This is a genomic window from Azospirillum melinis (genome assembly GCF_013340935.1).
In the GTDB taxonomy this organism is placed as follows: domain Bacteria; phylum Pseudomonadota; class Alphaproteobacteria; order Azospirillales; family Azospirillaceae; genus Azospirillum; species Azospirillum melinis.
The window spans coordinates 14,598-30,570 of record NZ_WHOS01000006.1 but is presented as its reverse complement, the minus strand read 5'-3'; the positions used below and the strand labels follow the sequence as shown (position 1 = coordinate 30,570).

The window sequence follows — 15,973 nt, the reverse complement described above, 5'->3', positions numbered from 1 at the left end:
CCAAAGAGCCGGATCGTGACCCGAAGAAGCGGTACCAACAGCAACGGAGGAGGAAATGTCCGGCGCGCCCGTCGCACCACACCCCGGCCCTGGCCAAAATTCCCCTGGCCAAAAGTCGCCCACCACCCAGGCGGAGACCATCTTCGAGGCTCGGGGCGTCAATCTGCGCTTCGGGGGCGTCCATGCGCTGACCGACGTCAGTTTCGGCATCCGTAAGGGCGAGTTGTTCTCGATCATCGGTCCCAACGGGGCCGGCAAGACCTCGATGGTCAACTGCATCTCCGGCCGCTACCGTCCGACCGACGGCAAGGTCTATTTCAAGGGCCGCGACGTGACGGGGATGACCCCGAACCACCGCGCCGCCCTCGGCATCGGCCGCACCTTCCAGAACCTTGCGCTGTTCGGGCACATGACCGTGCTCGACAACATCATGGTCGGCCGCCACCACCTGCTGAAGAACAACTTCCTGACCGGGTCGCTCTACTGGCTGACCGGCGCCAGGAAGGAGGAGCTGTCCCACCGCCGCGAGGTGGAGGAGATCATCGACTTCCTCGAAATCCAGCATGTGCGCAAGGCGACCGCCGGCACGCTGTCCTACGGCCTGCGCAAGCGGGTGGAACTGGCCCGCGCCATCGCGCTGAAGCCGGACCTGATCCTGCTGGACGAGCCGATGGCCGGCATGAACCTGGAAGAGAAGGAGGACATGGCCCGCTACATCGTCGACCTCAACGAGGAATTCGGCATGACCGTGGTCATGATCGAACATGACATGGGCGTGGTCATGGACATCTCGCACCGGGTGATGGTGCTGGAATTCGGCAAGAAGATCGCCGAAGGCAAGCCGGAGGAGGTCCTCGCCGATCCCCGCGTCCGCCGAGCCTATCTGGGCGAGGACGAGGAGGAGGAGGCGCCTGTCGCCGCCATTCCTCCGGCCCGCAAGGAGGTTGCGTGATGTCGAACCTCACTTTGCCCGATCTGGCCGTCAATGACACCCTGCCGAAGCTGCTGGCCCTGCACGCCCGCGAGCATGGCAACGACATTGCCATGCGCGAGAAGGATTTCGGCATCTGGCGCACCTTCACCTGGAGCCAGGTCCATGCCCGTGTCCGCGCCTTTGCGCTGGGCATGACCAAGCTCGGCGTCGTGCCGGGCGAGGTCGTCGGGCTTCTTGGCGACAACCGTCCCGACTGGGTGATGGGCGAGATCGCCACCCATGCGGTGCGCGGCTACAGCCTGGGCATCTACCGCGACGCGCTGGACGAGGAGGTCGCCTACCTCATCACCTATGCCGATGTGAAGGTGGTGTTCGCCGAGGACGAGGAGCAGGTCGACAAGCTGCTGAACCTCGCCGAGCGGCTGCCGACGCTGCAGCACATCATCTATTCCGACCCGCGCGGCATGCGCAAATACCACGACCCCCGCCTGATGCCGGTCACCGATCTGGTGGCGATGGGCGAGGAACTGCATGCGCAGCAGCCGGACCTCTACGACCGCATGGTCGCGGCGACCAGGGGTGAGGAGGTCGCCATCCTCTGCACCACCTCGGGCACCACCTCCAATCCGAAGATGGCGATGCTGCCGGCGGGCCGGCTGATCCGTCATGTCGCCAGCTACCTGTCCGCCGATCCCAAGGGGCCGGAGGACGATTACGTCTCCGTCCTGCCGCTGTCCTGGATCATGGAACAGGTCTATGCGGTCGGCATGGGCATGGTGTCGCGGATGCGCGTGAACTTCGTCGAGGAAGCCGAGACGATGATGCACGACTTCCGCGAGATCGGGCCGAGCTTCGTGCTGTTCGCCCCGCGCCTGTGGGAGCAGATCGCCGCCGACGTGCGCGCCCGCATGATGGACGCCTCCCCCTTCAAGCAGAAGATGTTCGAGCTTGGCATGAAGCTGGGGCTGGAGGCTCTGGCGAAGGGGCAGCGCTCGGCGATGGCCGACGCGATCCTGTTCAAGGCGCTGCGCGACCGGCTGGGCTTCACCAACCTGAAATCGGCGGCGACCGGCGGTGCCGCGCTCGGCCCCGACACCTTCAAGTTCTTCCAGGCGCTGGGCGTGCCGCTGCGCCAGATCTACGGCCAGACCGAGACGATGGGCGCCTACACCGTCCATCGCGGCACCGACGTGGATTTCGACACGGTCGGCGTGCCGTTCGACGGCGGCATCGAGGTGAAGGTGATCGAGCCCGACCACAATGGCGTCGGCGAGATCGTTACCCGCCACCCCAACATGTTCGCCGGCTATTACCGGAACGAGAAAGCGACCGTCGCCGACATGCGCGACGGCTGGATGCACACGGGTGACGCCGGCTTCTTCGACAAGAAGGGTCATCTGGTCATCATCGACCGCATCAAGGACATCGCCACCACCGCCCAGGGCGACCGCTTCAGCCCGCAATACATCGAGAACAAGCTGAAATTCAGCCCCTATGTGGCCGAAGCGGTGATCCTGGGCGACAAGCGAGACTATCTGTCGGCGATCATCTGCATCCGCTTCCCCATCGTGTCGAAGTGGGCGGAGAAGAACCGCATCGCGTTTACGACCTACTCCGACCTGTCGTCCAAGCAGGAGGTCTACGACCTGCTGCGGGCGGAGGTGGAGCGGGTGAACCAGACGCTGCCGGAATACCAGCGGATTTCCAAGTTCCTGCTTCTCTACAAGGAGCTGGACGCCGACGACGGCGAGCTGACCCGCACCCGCAAGGTGCGCCGCGGCGTCATCGCCGAGAAGTACGGCACCATCATCGACAGCATCTATGCCGGCCAGCCGAAGATCGACGTGGACACCACCATCGCCTTCCAGGACGGCACCAAGCAGCGCATCCGCACCACCCTGACCGTCATCGACCTGGCTCCCGCCGCCGCCAAGGCGCCGCGGCAACCGGTCGCGGCGTGAGGAGAGCGCGATGCACACCGTCAATCACACCCTCTCCCGTCCCGGGAGAGGGAAGGGGCCCATGCGCAGCATGGGAAGGGTGAGGGGGCCGGCAAGAGGCAAGCACCCTGATCCTTGGATCACCCCTCACCCGACCGCTTCGCGGTCCCCCTCTCCCGGGGCGGGAGAGGGACAGAACGAGGCCACGCCATGACCCTTCTGTTTCAGCTTCTCGTCAACGGCCTGATCGTCGGCGCGCTGTATGGCGTGGTCGCCATGTCCTTCGTGCTGATCTACAAGGCCAGCCGCATCGTCAACTTCGCGCAGGGCGAATTCCTGCTGATCGGCGCCTGGACCTGCTGGTGGCTGCTGACCCACTGGCAGCTGCCTTTCTGGATCGGCTTCCCGATCACGCTGGCCTTCATGCTGGCCTTCGGCGTCATCCTGCAGATCGTCGTGCTGCGGCCGATGATCGGCGAACCGATCATCTCCGTCATCATGGTGACGATCGGCCTGTCCATCGTCTTCCAGGCGGCGATGAAGTGGATGTTCGGCGTCTTCGCCAAGCCCTTCCCGCAGATCTTCGCCAGCCCCACCGTCAACCTGTTCGGGCTGGAGGTGCAGACCGTCTACGTCATGTCGCTGTTGATCTCGATCCTGATCATGGCGGGCTTCGGCTGGTTCTTCAAATACTCGCGGGTCGGTCTCGCCATGCGGGCCACCGCCTTCGACCAGCAGGTGGCGCAGTCGCTGGGCATCTCGGTCCGCCACATGTTCGCGATGAGCTGGGCGATCTCCGCCATGGTGTCGGCGGTGGCCGGCGTCACGGTGGGCGTGGTCAACGGCGTGTCGTCGGCCCTGTCCTTCTTCGGCATCAAGGTGTTCCCGGCGGTGATCCTCGGCGGCCTCGACAGCGTCATCGGCGCCGTGGTCGGCGGGCTGATCGTCGGCGTGCTGGAGAATCTGGCGCACTACCTGGACAGCCAGTGGCTGAACTGGGGCAACATGTACGAGATCGCCCCCTTCTACGTCCTGATCGCCATCCTGATGATCAAGCCCTACGGCCTGTTCGGCACCAAAGACATCGAGCGCGTGTGAGGCCCCCATGGCATCCGTCAGCATCATCCCGAGCGGCGATTACAAGACGTCCTACGGGTCCGACACCACCATCTTCCCAACCAAAACCAGCCGCAACTTCGCGATCCTGGGCGTGGTCCTGCTGCTGGCCTGCCCGGCCTTCATGGACCGCTACTGGCTCAGCCTGCTGATCCAGATCGGCTATCTCGGCATCGCGGCGCTCGGCCTCAACATCCTGGTCGGCTTCACCGGCCAGATCTCCATCGGTCACTCCGCCTTCTTCGGCTTCGGCGCCTTCGCGTCGGCCTGGCTCAGCAACAGCCTGGGCGTCCCGGTGGCGCTGGCGATCCCGCTGGCGGGCGTCGTCACCACGCTGGTCGGGCTGCTGTTCGGCATGCCGGCGGCGCGGCTGAAGGGTCTGTATCTTGCCATCGCCACCCTGGCGGCGCAGTACATCCTGCAGGACTTCTTCGCGCGGGCCGACTGGTTCACCGGCGGCACCGCCGGCACCATCGCCGAGCCGCTGACCATCTTCGGCTTCGCCTTCGACACCGACGAGCGCTTCTTCTACGTGGCGCTGGTGGCCCTGGTGGTGATGTACATCCTCGCCACCAACCTGATGCGGACCCGCGACGGCCGTGCCCTGGTGGCGGTGCGCGACCATTATCTCTCCGCCGAGATCATGGGCATCAACCTGACGAAGTACCGGACGATGTCCTTCGGCATCTCCGCCTTCTATGCCGGCATCGGCGGCGCCCTCTATGCCCACTACCTCCAGTTCGTGTCGGTGGAGGGCTTCACCATCCTCTTCTCGATCCAGTTCCTGGGCATGATCATCATCGGCGGTCTGGGCTCGATCATGGGCACGCTGATGGGCACCGCCTTCATGGTCTTCCTGCCCGAAGCGATGCAGGCGCTGACCAAGCTGGTGAGCGGCACCGCGCTCGATACCGCGCTGAACCTGAAGGACAACATCGCCTTCCTGCGCGAGATGTCGATCGGCCTCGTCATCATCCTGTTCCTGGTGTTCGAGCCCGACGGGCTGGCCCACCGCTGGAAGCAGATCAAGGCCTACTGGAAGCTCTATCCCTTCTCGCACTGATGCGTACGCTTTTGCCGATCAACAAACAGAACAGAATGGGGAGTCAACGCACCATGTCGATCAAGACCGCGCTCTTCGCCACTTCGGCCGTTACTGGGGCCCTCCTGCTGGCGACCTCGGCCACGGCCTATGCCGACATCCCGGTCGGCCATCTGGCGGACCAGTCCGGCGCCACGTCGGACGTCGGCGTGCCCTATGCGCAGGGCGTCGCGGACGCGCTGGCCTACATCAATTCCAAGGGTGGCATCAACGGTACCAAGCTGGCGGTCGACACCGTCGATTACGGCTATCAGGCGCCGCGCGCCATCAGCCAGTACAAGAAATGGTCGTCGGGCAGCGACAAGATCGCGGCTCTCCAGGGCTGGGGCACCGCCGACACCGAGGCGCTGACCGGCTTCGTCGGCAAGGACGAGATCCCGGCCTATTCGGGCTCCTATTCCGGTCACCTGACCGACCCGACCGGCAAGGGTCCGCACGGCTCCAAGCCGGCGCCCTACAACTTCTTCTACGGTCCCTCCTATTCCGACGCGCTGCGCGGCATGCTGATGTGGGCGGCGGAGGACTGGAAGAAGCAGGGTGGCCAGGGCAAGCCGAAATACGTCCACATGGGCGCCAACCACCCCTATCCCAACGCGCCCAAGGATGCCGGCGAGCAGCTGGCCAAGGAGCTGGGCTTCGACGTGCTGCCGGCCGTGCAGTTCGCCCTGACCCCCGGCGACTACACCGCCCAGTGCCTGACCCTGAAGGAAGCCGGCGCCAACTACGCCTATCTCGGCAACACCGCCGGCTCCAACATCTCGGTGCTGAAGGCCTGCCAGACGGTCGGTGCCAAGGTCCAGTTCATGGGCAACGTCTGGGGCATGGACGAGAACGCCGCCAAGGCCGCCGGTTCGGCCGCCAACGGCGTTGTGTTCCCGATGCGCACCGCGGTCACCTGGAACGCCGAAGTGCCGGGTATGAAGACGCTGAAGGACATCTCCAAGATCTCCGACGCGTCGGGCAACGCCTATCGTCCGGTGCATTACATGGCCGGCGTCTGCACCGCCTTCTACATGAAGGAAGCGATGGACTGGGCGTCGAAGAACGGCGGCGTTACCGGCCCGAACATCCGCAAGGCGATGTACCAGAAGAAGGACTGGGTCCCGGCCGGGCTTGAAGGCGTCTGCGTGCCGTCGACCTGGGCCGAGAACGACCACCGCGGCATGACGGCGGTCAACATCTACCGCGCCCAGGTGACCGGCGACACCGGCGCCGGCGTGGACGATCTGGTCAAGGCCGGCACCATCAAGCTGGAGAAGCTGACCACCGTCGACGTTCCGCGCAAGCCGGAATGGCTGGGCTGGTAAGCCGATAAGCACGCGGCGCCTCCGCCTCCTCTCCGGCGGGGGCGCCCCCAATCTTTACGAACAGTTCAGGTGCCGCATGCTGAACACCGCCACGGCCGCTTCGACCAACGCTCCAGTCGCACCGCCGGTCACGGCCGCGAAGAAGCTGATGCTGTCCGTCAACAACATCGAGGTCGTCTACAACGACGTGATCCTCGTGCTCCGCGGCCTCAGCCTGGAGGTGCCGGAGGGCGAGATCGTGGCCCTGCTGGGCGCCAACGGCGCCGGCAAATCGACGACGCTGAAGGCGATTTCCGGCCTGTTGAAGACCGAGGACGGCGAGGTCACCCGCGGCGACATCACCTTCAATGGCGAGCGCATCAACGGCATCGATCCCGACCAGATCGTCCGCAAGGGCATCTTCCAGGTGATGGAGGGCCGGCGCATCATCGCCGACATGACCTGCCTGGAGAATCTGCGCCTGGGCGCCTACACCCGCCGCGACAATGGGGTGAAGGACGACCTGGACATGGTCTTCAGCTATTTCCCCCGGCTGAAGGAGCGCACCGGCCTCGCCGGCTACCTGTCCGGCGGCGAGCAGCAGATGCTGGCCATCGGCCGCGCGATGATGGCCCGGCCGAAGCTGATCCTCATGGACGAGCCGAGCATGGGCCTGTCGCCGCTGATGGTGAAGGAGGTGTTCAGCATCGTCCAGCAGATCAACAAGGACCTTGGCGTCACCATCCTGCTGGTGGAGCAGAACGCCCGCATGGCCCTCCAGGCCGCGACCCGCGGCTACATCATGGAGAACGGCAAGGTCGTGCTGGACGGTACTGCGGAAGAGCTGCGCAACAACGAGGACGTGAAGGAATTCTACCTCGGCGGCGGCAATGAAGAGCGCAAGAGCTTCAAGAACCTGAAGAGCTTCAAGCGCCGCAAGCGCTGGATTTGAGGGGAGTGGCGAGGCGTCGGCGTGCCGATGCCCCACCGCCGATGCCCGCCACCTGATCGGCCGACCCCTGAACGGACGAACGACCATGACCGATTTCTACGACGACCTCGAAACCCGTTCCTCCGACCGGCGCGAGGCCGAGCAGTTCGCGGCATTGCCTGCCCATCTGCACCATGCCAAGGACGCGGCCCCCTATTTCCGCCAGATGCTGGCCGGGATCGACCCGGCGTCGATCCATGACCGCAATGCGTTGGCCACCCTGCCGGTGACGCGGAAATCCGACCTGATCGCGTTGCAGCAGGCCCACCCGCCCTTCGGCGGACTGGCGGCGGTGGAGATCGGCCGGTTGGCCCGCGTCTTCGCCTCTCCCGGCCCGATCCACGATCCCGAACCGCATGGCGTCGATCCCTGGCGCAGCGCCCGTGCGCTGTTCGCCGCCGGTTTCCGCGCCGGCGACCTCGCCCACAACTGCTTCGCCTATCACCTGACCCCCGCCGGCTCGATGTTCGAGACGGGTGCGCATGCCCTCGGCTGCGCCGTCATCCCCGCCGGCACCGGCAACACCGAGATGCAGGCCCAGGTGGTCGCCAGCCTGAAGCCGCGCGGTTATATCGGCACGCCCGACTTCCTGAAGATCATCCTGGAGAAGGGCGACGCGCTGGGGCTGGATGTCTCCTCCATCCGCATCGCCGCCGTGTCGGGCGGGCCCTATCTGCCCGACGCCCGCGCCTTCTACGAGGCGCGCGGGTTGGACGTCTACCAGAGCTACGGCACCGCCGATCTCGGCATCGTCGCCTACGAAACCCCGGCGCGCTCCGGTCTGGTGGTGAACGAGGGCTGCATCGTCGAAATCGTCCGTCCCGGCACCGGCGACCCGGTTCCAGACGGCGAGGTCGGAGAGGTGGTGGTGACCATCTTCAACCCGGCCTATCCGCTGATCCGCTTCGGCACCGGCGACCTGTCGGCGGTGCTGCCGGGCGCCAGCCCCTGCGGCCGGACCAACATGCGGCTGAAGGGCTGGATGGGCCGCGCCGACCAGACCACCAAGGTCAAGGGCATGTTCGTCCACCCGAGCCAGGTCGCCGAGGTGCTGCGCCGCCATCCCCAGATCGCCCGCGCCCGTCTGGTCGTCGGCCGCCAGGACGCCAGCGACACCATGACCCTGCGCTGCGAGGCGGAGGAGAGCGGAGAGGGTCTCGCCGCCGCCATCCGCGAGACTTTGGCGTCGGTGACGAAGCTGAAGGGCGCGGTGGAGTTCGTGGCGCCGGCAAGCCTGCCCAACGACGGCAAGGTGATCGACGACACGCGGGGGTGATATGTTGCGGCGGGGGACCGCCGCAACCGTCCATCTTCCTACCTCAGCACTCCGCATCCGCCTGCGGCATCAGCTCATACTGCGGCTTGTAGCCCGGCTGCGCGCGGATGCGGTCGGCCCAGGCCTTGACGTTCGGATAGTCCTTCTCCTCGATCCCGGATTCGCTCAGCAGGTCGATCCAGGGGAGGGCGAAGATGTCGGCGATGGTCAGGCGCTCGCTCTGGATGTAGCTGTGGCCGGCCAGATGCTGGTCGAACAGCGTCAACCCGCTGGCCGCCGCGCCGTCGAGCCAGGGCAGGGCGTTGGCATCGCCGTTGAACTTGCGCACGGCGCGGGCGCGTTGGACCGGCAGCAGCACGTCGGCCAGCCAGCTCAGCCATTCGGCGAGGCGCAGTTTCTCGGCCTCGTCGCGGCCGCCGAACTGGCCGGTCTGTTCGGCCAGATAGGTCAGGATCACGCTGGATTCCGAGATCGAATGGTCGCCGTGGACCAGCGTCGGCACCCGGCCGAAGCGGTTGATCACCTGATACTCCGGCGACTTCTGCTGACCGGCGCGCAGATCGAGATGACGGTACTGGAAGGGGATTCCGGCCAGCCGGAAGAACAGCGCGATGCGGGTCGCGGGCTGGGAATTCACGTTGCCGTAGAGGATGAAGGGCGCGGTCACGATCTCTGTCTCCCTGATTTGCCGGCCCGCACGGGTCGGGACCGGTGTTGCCGGGAGGATGGCCTCAACCGCCCCGGCCACGCCAGCGGAAAGCGCGGGCGGGCTCACCCAAGGGTGCACTCAAGCCATCCGCCGGATTGCCAGCCCCGACGCGGCGATGCGGAACCCGCCGTCCTCCGTCTGCTCCACCGCGTCGCCGCTGTCCAGGCGATAGCTCTTGCCCTCCGGTACCCAGCCGGCGGGGCCGCGGAAGGTCACCATCTGGATGTAGCTGGTCGTCTCGACCACCGCATGGACGCTGCCATCCTCGGCCGTCGCCTCGAAACGGTCCGTCTCCATGTCCTGACGCATCGGCATCGGCCTGCTTCCTTCCGCTGTCCACGCCCTGTCCGCCTCTTACCGCGGCGCCCCATAGCCTGCCATGGCGATGCGCCGGCAAGGCATAAGTTTAATTTGGGTCTTCCGCGAGGAAAGCTCGTTTGCCGGCCCGCGGCGGGATTTCTATCGTCCGGCCATCGCAACGATGCAGAGGGAGGTTGGAATGATCGGACGGCGGGGTTTCCTGGCGGCGACGGGTGGGGTTCTGCTGCTGTCGGCGGCCGGGGTGCAGGCTGCGGAAACCGGCAAGAACAAAGGCGGGAAGGCCACGGGAAGCGATGCGTTCGCTGCGCGCATGACCGAGCTGGAGGGGCGCACCGGCGGCCGTCTGGGCGTCGCGGTGCTCGACAGCGCAAACGGCCGGCTGCATGGCTGGCGCGGGGACGAGCGGTTCCCGATGTGCAGCACCTTCAAATTTCTTTTGGCTGCCGCCGTCCTGAAGACGGTGGACCAGGGCAAGGACCGGCTGGACCGGCGGATTCCGGTGACCAAGGCCGATCTGGTCCCTTACGCACCCTTCTCGGAGACCCGGCTCAACGGCACGCCGCCGACGGTGGCCGAACTGTGCGAGGCGGCGATGACGCTCAGCGACAATGTCGCGGCGAACCTGCTGCTGCCCGGCGTCGGCAACCCGGGCGGCCTCACCGCCTTCCTGCGCGGCATCGGCGACAAGACCACGCGGCTTGACCGCAACGAGCCGACGCTGAATACCGCCATTCCCGGCGACCCGCGCGACACCACCACGCCGGCCGCCATGGTGCGCAGCATGGAGCGGCTGCTTGTCAGCGACGTGCTGCGGCCGGAGTCCCGCAAGCAGCTGACCGACTGGATGGTCGCCAACAAGACCGGCGACAAGCGTCTGCGCGCCGGGCTGCCGGCCGGCTGGCGGGTCGGCGACAAGACGGGGACCGGCACCAACGGCACCGCCAACGACATCGCCATCCTGTGGCCGGAGGGCCGCGCGCCGCTGCTGGTCGCCAGCTATCTGACCCACACCGCCGAAGGCTTCAAGCAGCAGGATGCGATCCATGCCGAGGTGGCACGGGCGGTGGCAGGCATGATCGGCTGAGCCAGAGCTGGAGGGGAGGCTCAGAGAGGGGAGGTGGGGTGCGGATGCGGCGGCACCGCCCCCGCCCATCTGACGATGGAACGGACGGCGTTCAGGGCGTTCACATTGTCCTGAATGTGGAAATGCCGCCGGAGCTCAACGACGGCCGCCCATTCGCCGCTTTCGTGAAACGCCCTCTGGATTGCGGCGGCTTCATTCTCGCTGACGCTGAACATTCCAACCTCATGGCCGACCCGGCGACCCTCGGCATGGATCATGCCCTGACGGAGTGTCCGGTTGCAAGTCCGGCAGTGGGCGCGTCGCCTGATCAGGCATTTTCCATTTCGGCGTCCGGCTCCATGCCGCCGGACTCGTCGAAGTAATCGCCGGCCACGTCCGGTCCCCATTCCTGGACCAGCGCCACCTTCTTCTGCTTCAGCACCTCGACCCGCTTTTCGGCGCGGCTGACCTCCATGCCGGCGACCAGCGGCGGGATGCCGTAGTAGATGCCCCAGCCGACGGCGGCGGCACTGTACATCACCAGCCAGGCCAGCGGGTCGGCGAGGATCTTGGCAACGGCGCCGAGAGTGTGCTGGTGCTTCCACAAATCGATGGCGAAGGGCATGCAGCCGCAGAAATTCAGCCCGCCGACGGTGATCGGCGCCGATTTGTCGGGATCGCGGTCAACGACATAGGCGACGATGGTCGGGATCATGCCGATGCCGAACAGGATGGTGGTCGGGTGCACGATCAGTGCCGCCGGCACGATCAGCAGGATCAGCGTGAGGGCGCCGCCTTTTTTCTTCTTCTTGCGCGCCATGGCAATCCCCCGTTATCCGGTCAGAAGGCGAGAAACAGGATGATGCCGGCGACCAGCAGGGTCGACAGCAGGCTGGACACGATGGCGGCGACCTGCCGGCCCGACGTCTCGATGATGGAATTGCGGTCGGCGATGGTATGGCGGATCTTGTCCATCTCGGCGTCGGCCTCGCGGTAGGCGATCTGCGCCGCTTCGAACTCCAGCCGGTCGCGGCGCAGCGCGTCCGGATCGTCGACCACCTTCAGCAGTTCGGTCAGCCGGCCGTTGTGGGCGGCGGTGTCCGCCATCTTGCGGACCTCCTGCTGCTGCGGCCGGTTGTGGAAGCGGCGGAAGGCCGGGTCGAGCATCGCCACCACCCAACTGGCCAGATGGGTCAGCCCATCGACGCCGGTGCGGGCCTGGATGTCCGACAGGATGGTCAGCATGGCGATGATGCGCCGCATCGGCTCCACCCCGCTGCCGAGCTGGGTGAACAGCAGCTCGTCCCCGCGCTTGTGGCGGGCGCCGAGGAAAGCGGCGATCTGCCGGTCGATGGGGTCCTTGTGCCGTTCGCCCCCCGCGGCGATCCAGTCCAGCGCCCGCAGCAGCTCGGCCGGGGTGGTGGGCAGCTGCTTTGCGACCAGACCGCTCATGCAGGGCATGGTCGGGTTCATCTCGTACAACACGCGCTCCACCCCCAGCCCGTGGCTGGAGCGGTCGAGGAAGCCGCGCAACTGGTCGAAACTCTGCACCAGCGGCACGAATTCCGGCTTGAAGTCGGTCTGGACGTTGACCCAGAACATAGGCAGCTGGTTGGCGAGCACCTCCGCCACCGCCTGGGGGGATTCGCCGCGCATGAAGGCGTCGGCCAGCATGGTGGCGATGCCGTCCGGCATCATCGCCCGGCCGCGGTAGCGGATCGGGGCGGCGGGGTCGAGCGCGATGCAGACGCGGGCCACCAGCCGGTCGCCCTGTGTGCCGCCCTTGCCGCTGGAGGCGGTCTGGATGGCGCTGCCCACCGCTTCCGCCCGCACATCGTCGCCCATCGACCGGCGCAGCCACTTGTCCAGTTCGCCGCTTTCGATGACGGAGGCGGCGGCTGGGGCATGGCGGGCGAAGGCGCGGGCCAGCGTGCGGCAATGCCAGTATTCCGACCCCTGGAATTCCAGCGGACGGGCTGCGCGGCGGGAAATCTGCGGCTGCTTCGGGCTGAGCCGGCGGCCGGCCACCCACAGATCGAGGTCGTTCAGGGTCCAGCGCTGCTTGGGGTCGTCGACCAGCAGGCCGCGCACCACCTCGTTGATCGCCAGCGGCAGCCGTTGCTGCTGGACCAGCGCCGGGTAGGACCCACGCTCCATCTTCGCCTGCAGCACCGCCTCGTCGTCCAGGCCGGCCAGCGGGTTGCGGCCGAGCGCCAGGATCAGCAGGGTAACGCCCAGCGAATAGAGGTCATCGGCCATGGTGCCGGTGCCGCGCCCGGCCGGGTTGGCCATGCCGCGCTCGATGGTTTCCAGCAGCACCGGCTGGCCGTAGCCGGGCTGGGTCGACACGCAGTCGCCCAGCATCAGAGCGCCGGACGCGAGATCGCGGTAGAACAGGTTGGTCGGTCGGATCGCGCCGTGGACGACGCCGCGGCTCGACAGCTCCTTCAGCGCCGAAACCAGCGGGTGAACGATCTGTCGGGTCAGCTGGTCTTCCGGCATCGGATCCAGCGTGTCGGTCAGCGACCCCATCAGCCGCTTGCCGCCCGGCCGTTCGAACACCAGACAGAAGCGCCGCCCGCGATCCTGCGGCCAGTCCACCAGCCCCCAGTCGAGCAGCCGCATGTGGGTGGCGTTGTCGAGGCTGCCGACGGTGGAGCAGATGTCCATCCGCGGCAGGATCGAGCCATGGCAGATGATGGCGAAGGGTTCGATCCGCTTTTCGCGCAGCGCCTTGGCGGTGAAGGCGTTTCCGCCGACGGCGTTCAGCAGCGGGATCGGCGCGCCCGGCTGGATCTCGTAGCGTTCGGCGAGTTTGACCGGTTCGGCGTTCGCCATCGCTGCCGTGGCGGCTCCCATCGTACCTGTCTGGGCGTCGGATGGCATGAACGGCGGATCCCCGGGGCGTGCGAATGTGCGCAGGCCTTAGGTGGCGTGAAAAGGGCAAACAAACCCTTAACGTGCGCGTGCGTAACACTATCGGATTGGACGGAAAAGGAAAACCCCCGCCGGGATGGGCGGGGGTTTTCCGTACGGATAAGCGCGGGTGAAGCCGCTCGGCTTCGCCTTACCCGTTCTTGACCGCGACGTAGGAGCCGGGCGCGTCTTCCAGGGCGGGCAGGGCGCCGTCGCCGGGCTGGCGGGCGGGAACCTTGCCGTTGGCATACTGGCCGACCCACTTGTTCCATTCCGGCCACCAGGAGCCGGGGGTCTGGGTCGCCTTCTCCAGCCACTCGTCAGAGGTCTTGGCCAGCTTGTCGCTGGTCCAGTAGCAGTATTTGTTGGCCGCCGGCGGGTTGACGACGCCGGCGATGTGGCCGGACGCACCCAGCACGAACTTGACCGGGCCGCTGAACAGCTGAGCACCGCTGTAGGTGCTCTTCCACGGCGCAATGTGGTCTTCGCGGGCCGACAGGAACAGCGCCGGCACCTTGACCTTGCCGAGGTCGATCGGAACGCCCTTCAGCGTCACCGCGCCCGGCTGCGCCAGCATGTTCTTCTGGTACATGTTGCGCAGGTAGAAGCTGTGCATCGCCGCCGGCATGCGGGTGCTGTCGCTGTTCCAGTACAGCAGGTCGAAGGGGAAGGGATCCTTGCCCAGCAGGTAGTTGTTGACGACGAACGACCAGATCAGGTCGTTGGCGCGCAGCATGTTGAAGGTGGTCGCCATCTTGGCGCCGTCGAGATAGCCCTGCTCGGCCATCTGCCCTTCGATGAAGGTCAGCTGCTCCTCGTCGATGAAGATTGACAGTTCGCCGGCCTCGGCGAAGTCCAGCATGGTGGTGAAGAAGGTTGCGGACTTGATGCGGTCGTCCTTCTTGACCGCCATGTAGGCCAGCGTGGAGGCCAGCAGCGTGCCGCCCAGGCAATAGCCGATGGCGTTGACATCCCGTTCGCCGGTCGCCTTCTCGATGGCGTCCAGCGCCGCCAGCGGGCCTTCGACCATGTAGTCCTCGAAGCCCTTGGCCGCCAGCGTCTCGTCCGGGTTGACCCAGGACAGGACGAAGACGGTGTGGCCCTGGTCGACCGCCCACTTGATGAAGCTGTTCTTCTCGCGCAGGTCGAGGATGTAGAACTTGTTGATCCAGGGCGGCACGATCATCAGCGGACGCTTGTTCACGTCCGGCGTGGTCGGGGTGTACTGGATCAGCTGCATCAGGCTGGTCTGGAAGACGACTTTGCCCGGCGTGACCGCGATGTTCTTGCCCAGTTGGAAGGCATCGTAGTCGGTCATGGAGATGCGCAGCTCGCCCTTGCCGCGCTCCAGATCCTTCAGCAGATGCTCCAGACCCTTGACCAGATTCTCGCCACCGCTCTCGATGGTCGCGCGCAGCACCTCCGGGTTCGTCATGACGAAGTTGGAGGGCGCCATCGCGTCGACGAACTGGCGGGTATAGAAATCGACCTTTTTGGCGGTGTGGTCGTCCAGCCCCTCGACCTGATTGACGGTCGACTGCATCCACCGGGCGCTCAGCAGGTAGGACTGCTTGATGAAGTCGAACAGCGTGTTCTCGTCCCAGGCAGCATCCTTGAAGCGGCGGTCGTCCTTGGCGGGCGCGATGACCGGCTGGGTTTCCTGCCCGAAGAAGCGCTGGGTGGTGCGCTGCCACAGGGTCAGGTAGTCCTGCCACAGCGACATCTGCGCCTGCATCAGCTTGGCCGGGTCGGCCATCATGCGGGTGGTCATCTCAAGGAAGGCATGACCGACGCCCATCGGGTCCGGGCTCTTCGGGCCGGCGCCGTCGGCGGCCTGACGGGCGAGGAACTCGGAGACCAGCCGCTGGCTCTGCTCGGCGATGCGGGTCATCGCCCGCGACATTTCGACCGGATCGGGCAGCTTGACGTCGGGCACCTGGGGGGAAGCCGGGTTGGAAGCCTGAGGGGGGGCCTTGGTCTCGGCCATGAGCACGGTCCTTCTTCTTTGGGCGGGTGTCGCGTCGTCTCGGTCACGTCGCCTGTGTCACCTTGGGTCCGCTGGATCGGGCTTGCGCCAGATTGGGCTTTGGGCCTTGCGGACGGACGGCTATACAGGCTTGCAGGCGATGATCTTCAGGAAGCGGTGTCTGGCGGGCGGTCTCCGGGGGCGGTCTGCACCATGTCGCTGTGGGTGGCGTCGCTGTGGGTTGCGTGCGGCGGTCCGGCTTTATGGTGCGGTGCAGGAGAAATCCGAAACCTCTCATACACCGCAGATGTGAACATTTCATTTCAAGGATCGTCGCACAAGTGTGGCGTATC

General features: G+C 66.2%; 14 protein-coding genes. 8 read left to right on the top strand and 6 right to left on the bottom strand.

Annotated elements, in window-relative coordinates; genetic code table 11:
• Nucleotides 1–55: 55 nt before the first annotated feature.
• From GBZ48_RS06735 to GBZ48_RS06705, 7 genes are all read left to right on the top strand, one after another.
• Nucleotides 56–952, top strand: a complete 897-nt coding sequence (locus GBZ48_RS06735; RefSeq protein ID WP_209798440.1) for an ABC transporter ATP-binding protein — start codon at nucleotides 56–58, stop codon at nucleotides 950–952.
• Nucleotides 952–2,895: a long-chain fatty acid--CoA ligase gene (locus GBZ48_RS06730; RefSeq protein ID WP_174470315.1), complete on the top strand. Its 1,944-nt coding sequence runs from the start codon at nucleotides 952–954 to the stop codon at nucleotides 2,893–2,895. Before GBZ48_RS06735 ends, GBZ48_RS06730 begins: the two co-directional genes overlap by 1 nt.
• Nucleotides 2,896–3,084: 189 nt before the next feature.
• Nucleotides 3,085–3,972, top strand: coding sequence for a branched-chain amino acid ABC transporter permease (locus tag GBZ48_RS06725; RefSeq protein WP_174470314.1), 888 nt, complete (start codon nucleotides 3,085–3,087; stop codon nucleotides 3,970–3,972).
• A gap of 7 nt (nucleotides 3,973–3,979) precedes the next feature.
• Nucleotides 3,980–5,053 (top strand): branched-chain amino acid ABC transporter permease, encoded by a 1,074-nt coding sequence (locus GBZ48_RS06720; RefSeq protein ID WP_174470313.1) that lies wholly within the window; start codon nucleotides 3,980–3,982, stop codon nucleotides 5,051–5,053.
• Nucleotides 5,054–5,106: 53 nt separating this feature from the next.
• Nucleotides 5,107–6,399, top strand: coding sequence for an ABC transporter substrate-binding protein (locus tag GBZ48_RS06715; protein WP_174470312.1), 1,293 nt, complete (start codon nucleotides 5,107–5,109; stop codon nucleotides 6,397–6,399).
• A 76-nt stretch (nucleotides 6,400–6,475) separates the two neighbouring features.
• Nucleotides 6,476–7,330 carry an ABC transporter ATP-binding protein gene (locus GBZ48_RS06710; protein WP_174470311.1) on the top strand — a complete coding sequence of 285 codons (855 nt, stop codon included), beginning with the start codon at nucleotides 6,476–6,478 and terminating at the stop codon, nucleotides 7,328–7,330.
• Nucleotides 7,331–7,415: 85 nt separating this feature from the next.
• Entirely contained in the window at nucleotides 7,416–8,645 is a 1,230-nt protein-coding gene (locus GBZ48_RS06705) for a phenylacetate--CoA ligase family protein (protein WP_174470310.1), read from the top strand.
• 43 nt (nucleotides 8,646–8,688) lie between these two features.
• Here GBZ48_RS06705 and GBZ48_RS36895 read toward each other — a convergent pair whose 3' ends face one another.
• Together GBZ48_RS36895 and GBZ48_RS06695 are read right to left on the bottom strand one after the other, a co-directional pair.
• Nucleotides 8,689–9,312, bottom strand: coding sequence for a glutathione S-transferase N-terminal domain-containing protein (locus GBZ48_RS36895; protein ID WP_174470309.1), 624 nt, complete (start codon nucleotides 9,310–9,312; stop codon nucleotides 8,689–8,691).
• Nucleotides 9,313–9,432: 120 nt separating this feature from the next.
• Nucleotides 9,433–9,669, bottom strand: coding sequence for a hypothetical protein (locus tag GBZ48_RS06695; protein WP_174470308.1), 237 nt, complete (start codon nucleotides 9,667–9,669; stop codon nucleotides 9,433–9,435).
• Nucleotides 9,670–9,853: 184 nt separating this feature from the next.
• On the opposite strand from GBZ48_RS06695, the gene bla reads away from it, so the two are divergent.
• Nucleotides 9,854–10,759, top strand: a complete 906-nt coding sequence (gene bla, locus GBZ48_RS06690) for a class A beta-lactamase (protein WP_174470307.1) — start codon at nucleotides 9,854–9,856, stop codon at nucleotides 10,757–10,759.
• A 20-nt stretch (nucleotides 10,760–10,779) separates the two neighbouring features.
• On the opposite strand, the gene GBZ48_RS06685 is transcribed toward bla, so the two are convergent.
• The 4 genes from GBZ48_RS06685 to GBZ48_RS06670 form a co-directional block, all read right to left on the bottom strand.
• The gene (locus GBZ48_RS06685; RefSeq protein ID WP_246307023.1) at nucleotides 10,780–10,974 is read right to left on the bottom strand and encodes a hypothetical protein; all 195 of its coding nucleotides are present in this window, start codon (nucleotides 10,972–10,974) and stop codon (nucleotides 10,780–10,782) included.
• 92 nt (nucleotides 10,975–11,066) lie between these two features.
• Nucleotides 11,067–11,558, bottom strand: a complete 492-nt coding sequence (locus tag GBZ48_RS06680) for a hypothetical protein (RefSeq protein ID WP_174470305.1) — start codon at nucleotides 11,556–11,558, stop codon at nucleotides 11,067–11,069.
• Between the two features lie 20 nt (nucleotides 11,559–11,578).
• Nucleotides 11,579–13,624: a protein kinase family protein gene (locus GBZ48_RS06675; protein ID WP_246307022.1), complete on the bottom strand. Its 2,046-nt coding sequence runs from the start codon at nucleotides 13,622–13,624 to the stop codon at nucleotides 11,579–11,581.
• A 181-nt stretch (nucleotides 13,625–13,805) separates the two neighbouring features.
• A complete protein-coding gene (locus GBZ48_RS06670) occupies nucleotides 13,806–15,641 on the bottom strand; it encodes a PHA/PHB synthase family protein (protein WP_174470304.1) in 1,836 nt (611 codons plus the stop codon).
• Between the last annotated feature and the right edge of the window lie 332 nt (nucleotides 15,642–15,973).

Bases quoted from the DNA above. Each gene is read 5' to 3' on its own strand.
- GBZ48_RS06735 (WP_209798440.1), top strand. From the start codon at position 56: ATGTCCGGCGCGCCCGTCGCACCACACCCCGGCCCTGGCCAAAATTCC.
- GBZ48_RS06730 (WP_174470315.1), top strand. From the start codon at position 952: ATGTCGAACCTCACTTTGCCCGATCTGGCCGTCAATGACACCCTGCCG.
- GBZ48_RS06725 (WP_174470314.1), top strand. From the start codon at position 3,085: ATGACCCTTCTGTTTCAGCTTCTCGTCAACGGCCTGATCGTCGGCGCG.
- GBZ48_RS06720 (WP_174470313.1), top strand. From the start codon at position 3,980: ATGGCATCCGTCAGCATCATCCCGAGCGGCGATTACAAGACGTCCTAC.
- GBZ48_RS06715 (WP_174470312.1), top strand. From the start codon at position 5,107: ATGTCGATCAAGACCGCGCTCTTCGCCACTTCGGCCGTTACTGGGGCC.
- GBZ48_RS06710 (WP_174470311.1), top strand. From the start codon at position 6,476: ATGCTGAACACCGCCACGGCCGCTTCGACCAACGCTCCAGTCGCACCG.
- GBZ48_RS06705 (WP_174470310.1), top strand. From the start codon at position 7,416: ATGACCGATTTCTACGACGACCTCGAAACCCGTTCCTCCGACCGGCGC.
- GBZ48_RS06695 (WP_174470308.1), bottom strand. From the start codon at position 9,669: ATGCCGATGCGTCAGGACATGGAGACGGACCGTTTCGAGGCGACGGCC.
- bla (WP_174470307.1), top strand. From the start codon at position 9,854: ATGATCGGACGGCGGGGTTTCCTGGCGGCGACGGGTGGGGTTCTGCTG.
- GBZ48_RS06685 (WP_246307023.1), bottom strand. From the start codon at position 10,974: ATGTTCAGCGTCAGCGAGAATGAAGCCGCCGCAATCCAGAGGGCGTTT.
- GBZ48_RS06680 (WP_174470305.1), bottom strand. From the start codon at position 11,558: ATGGCGCGCAAGAAGAAGAAAAAAGGCGGCGCCCTCACGCTGATCCTG.
- GBZ48_RS06675 (WP_246307022.1), bottom strand. From the start codon at position 13,624: ATGCCATCCGACGCCCAGACAGGTACGATGGGAGCCGCCACGGCAGCG.
- GBZ48_RS06670 (WP_174470304.1), bottom strand. From the start codon at position 15,641: ATGGCCGAGACCAAGGCCCCCCCTCAGGCTTCCAACCCGGCTTCCCCC.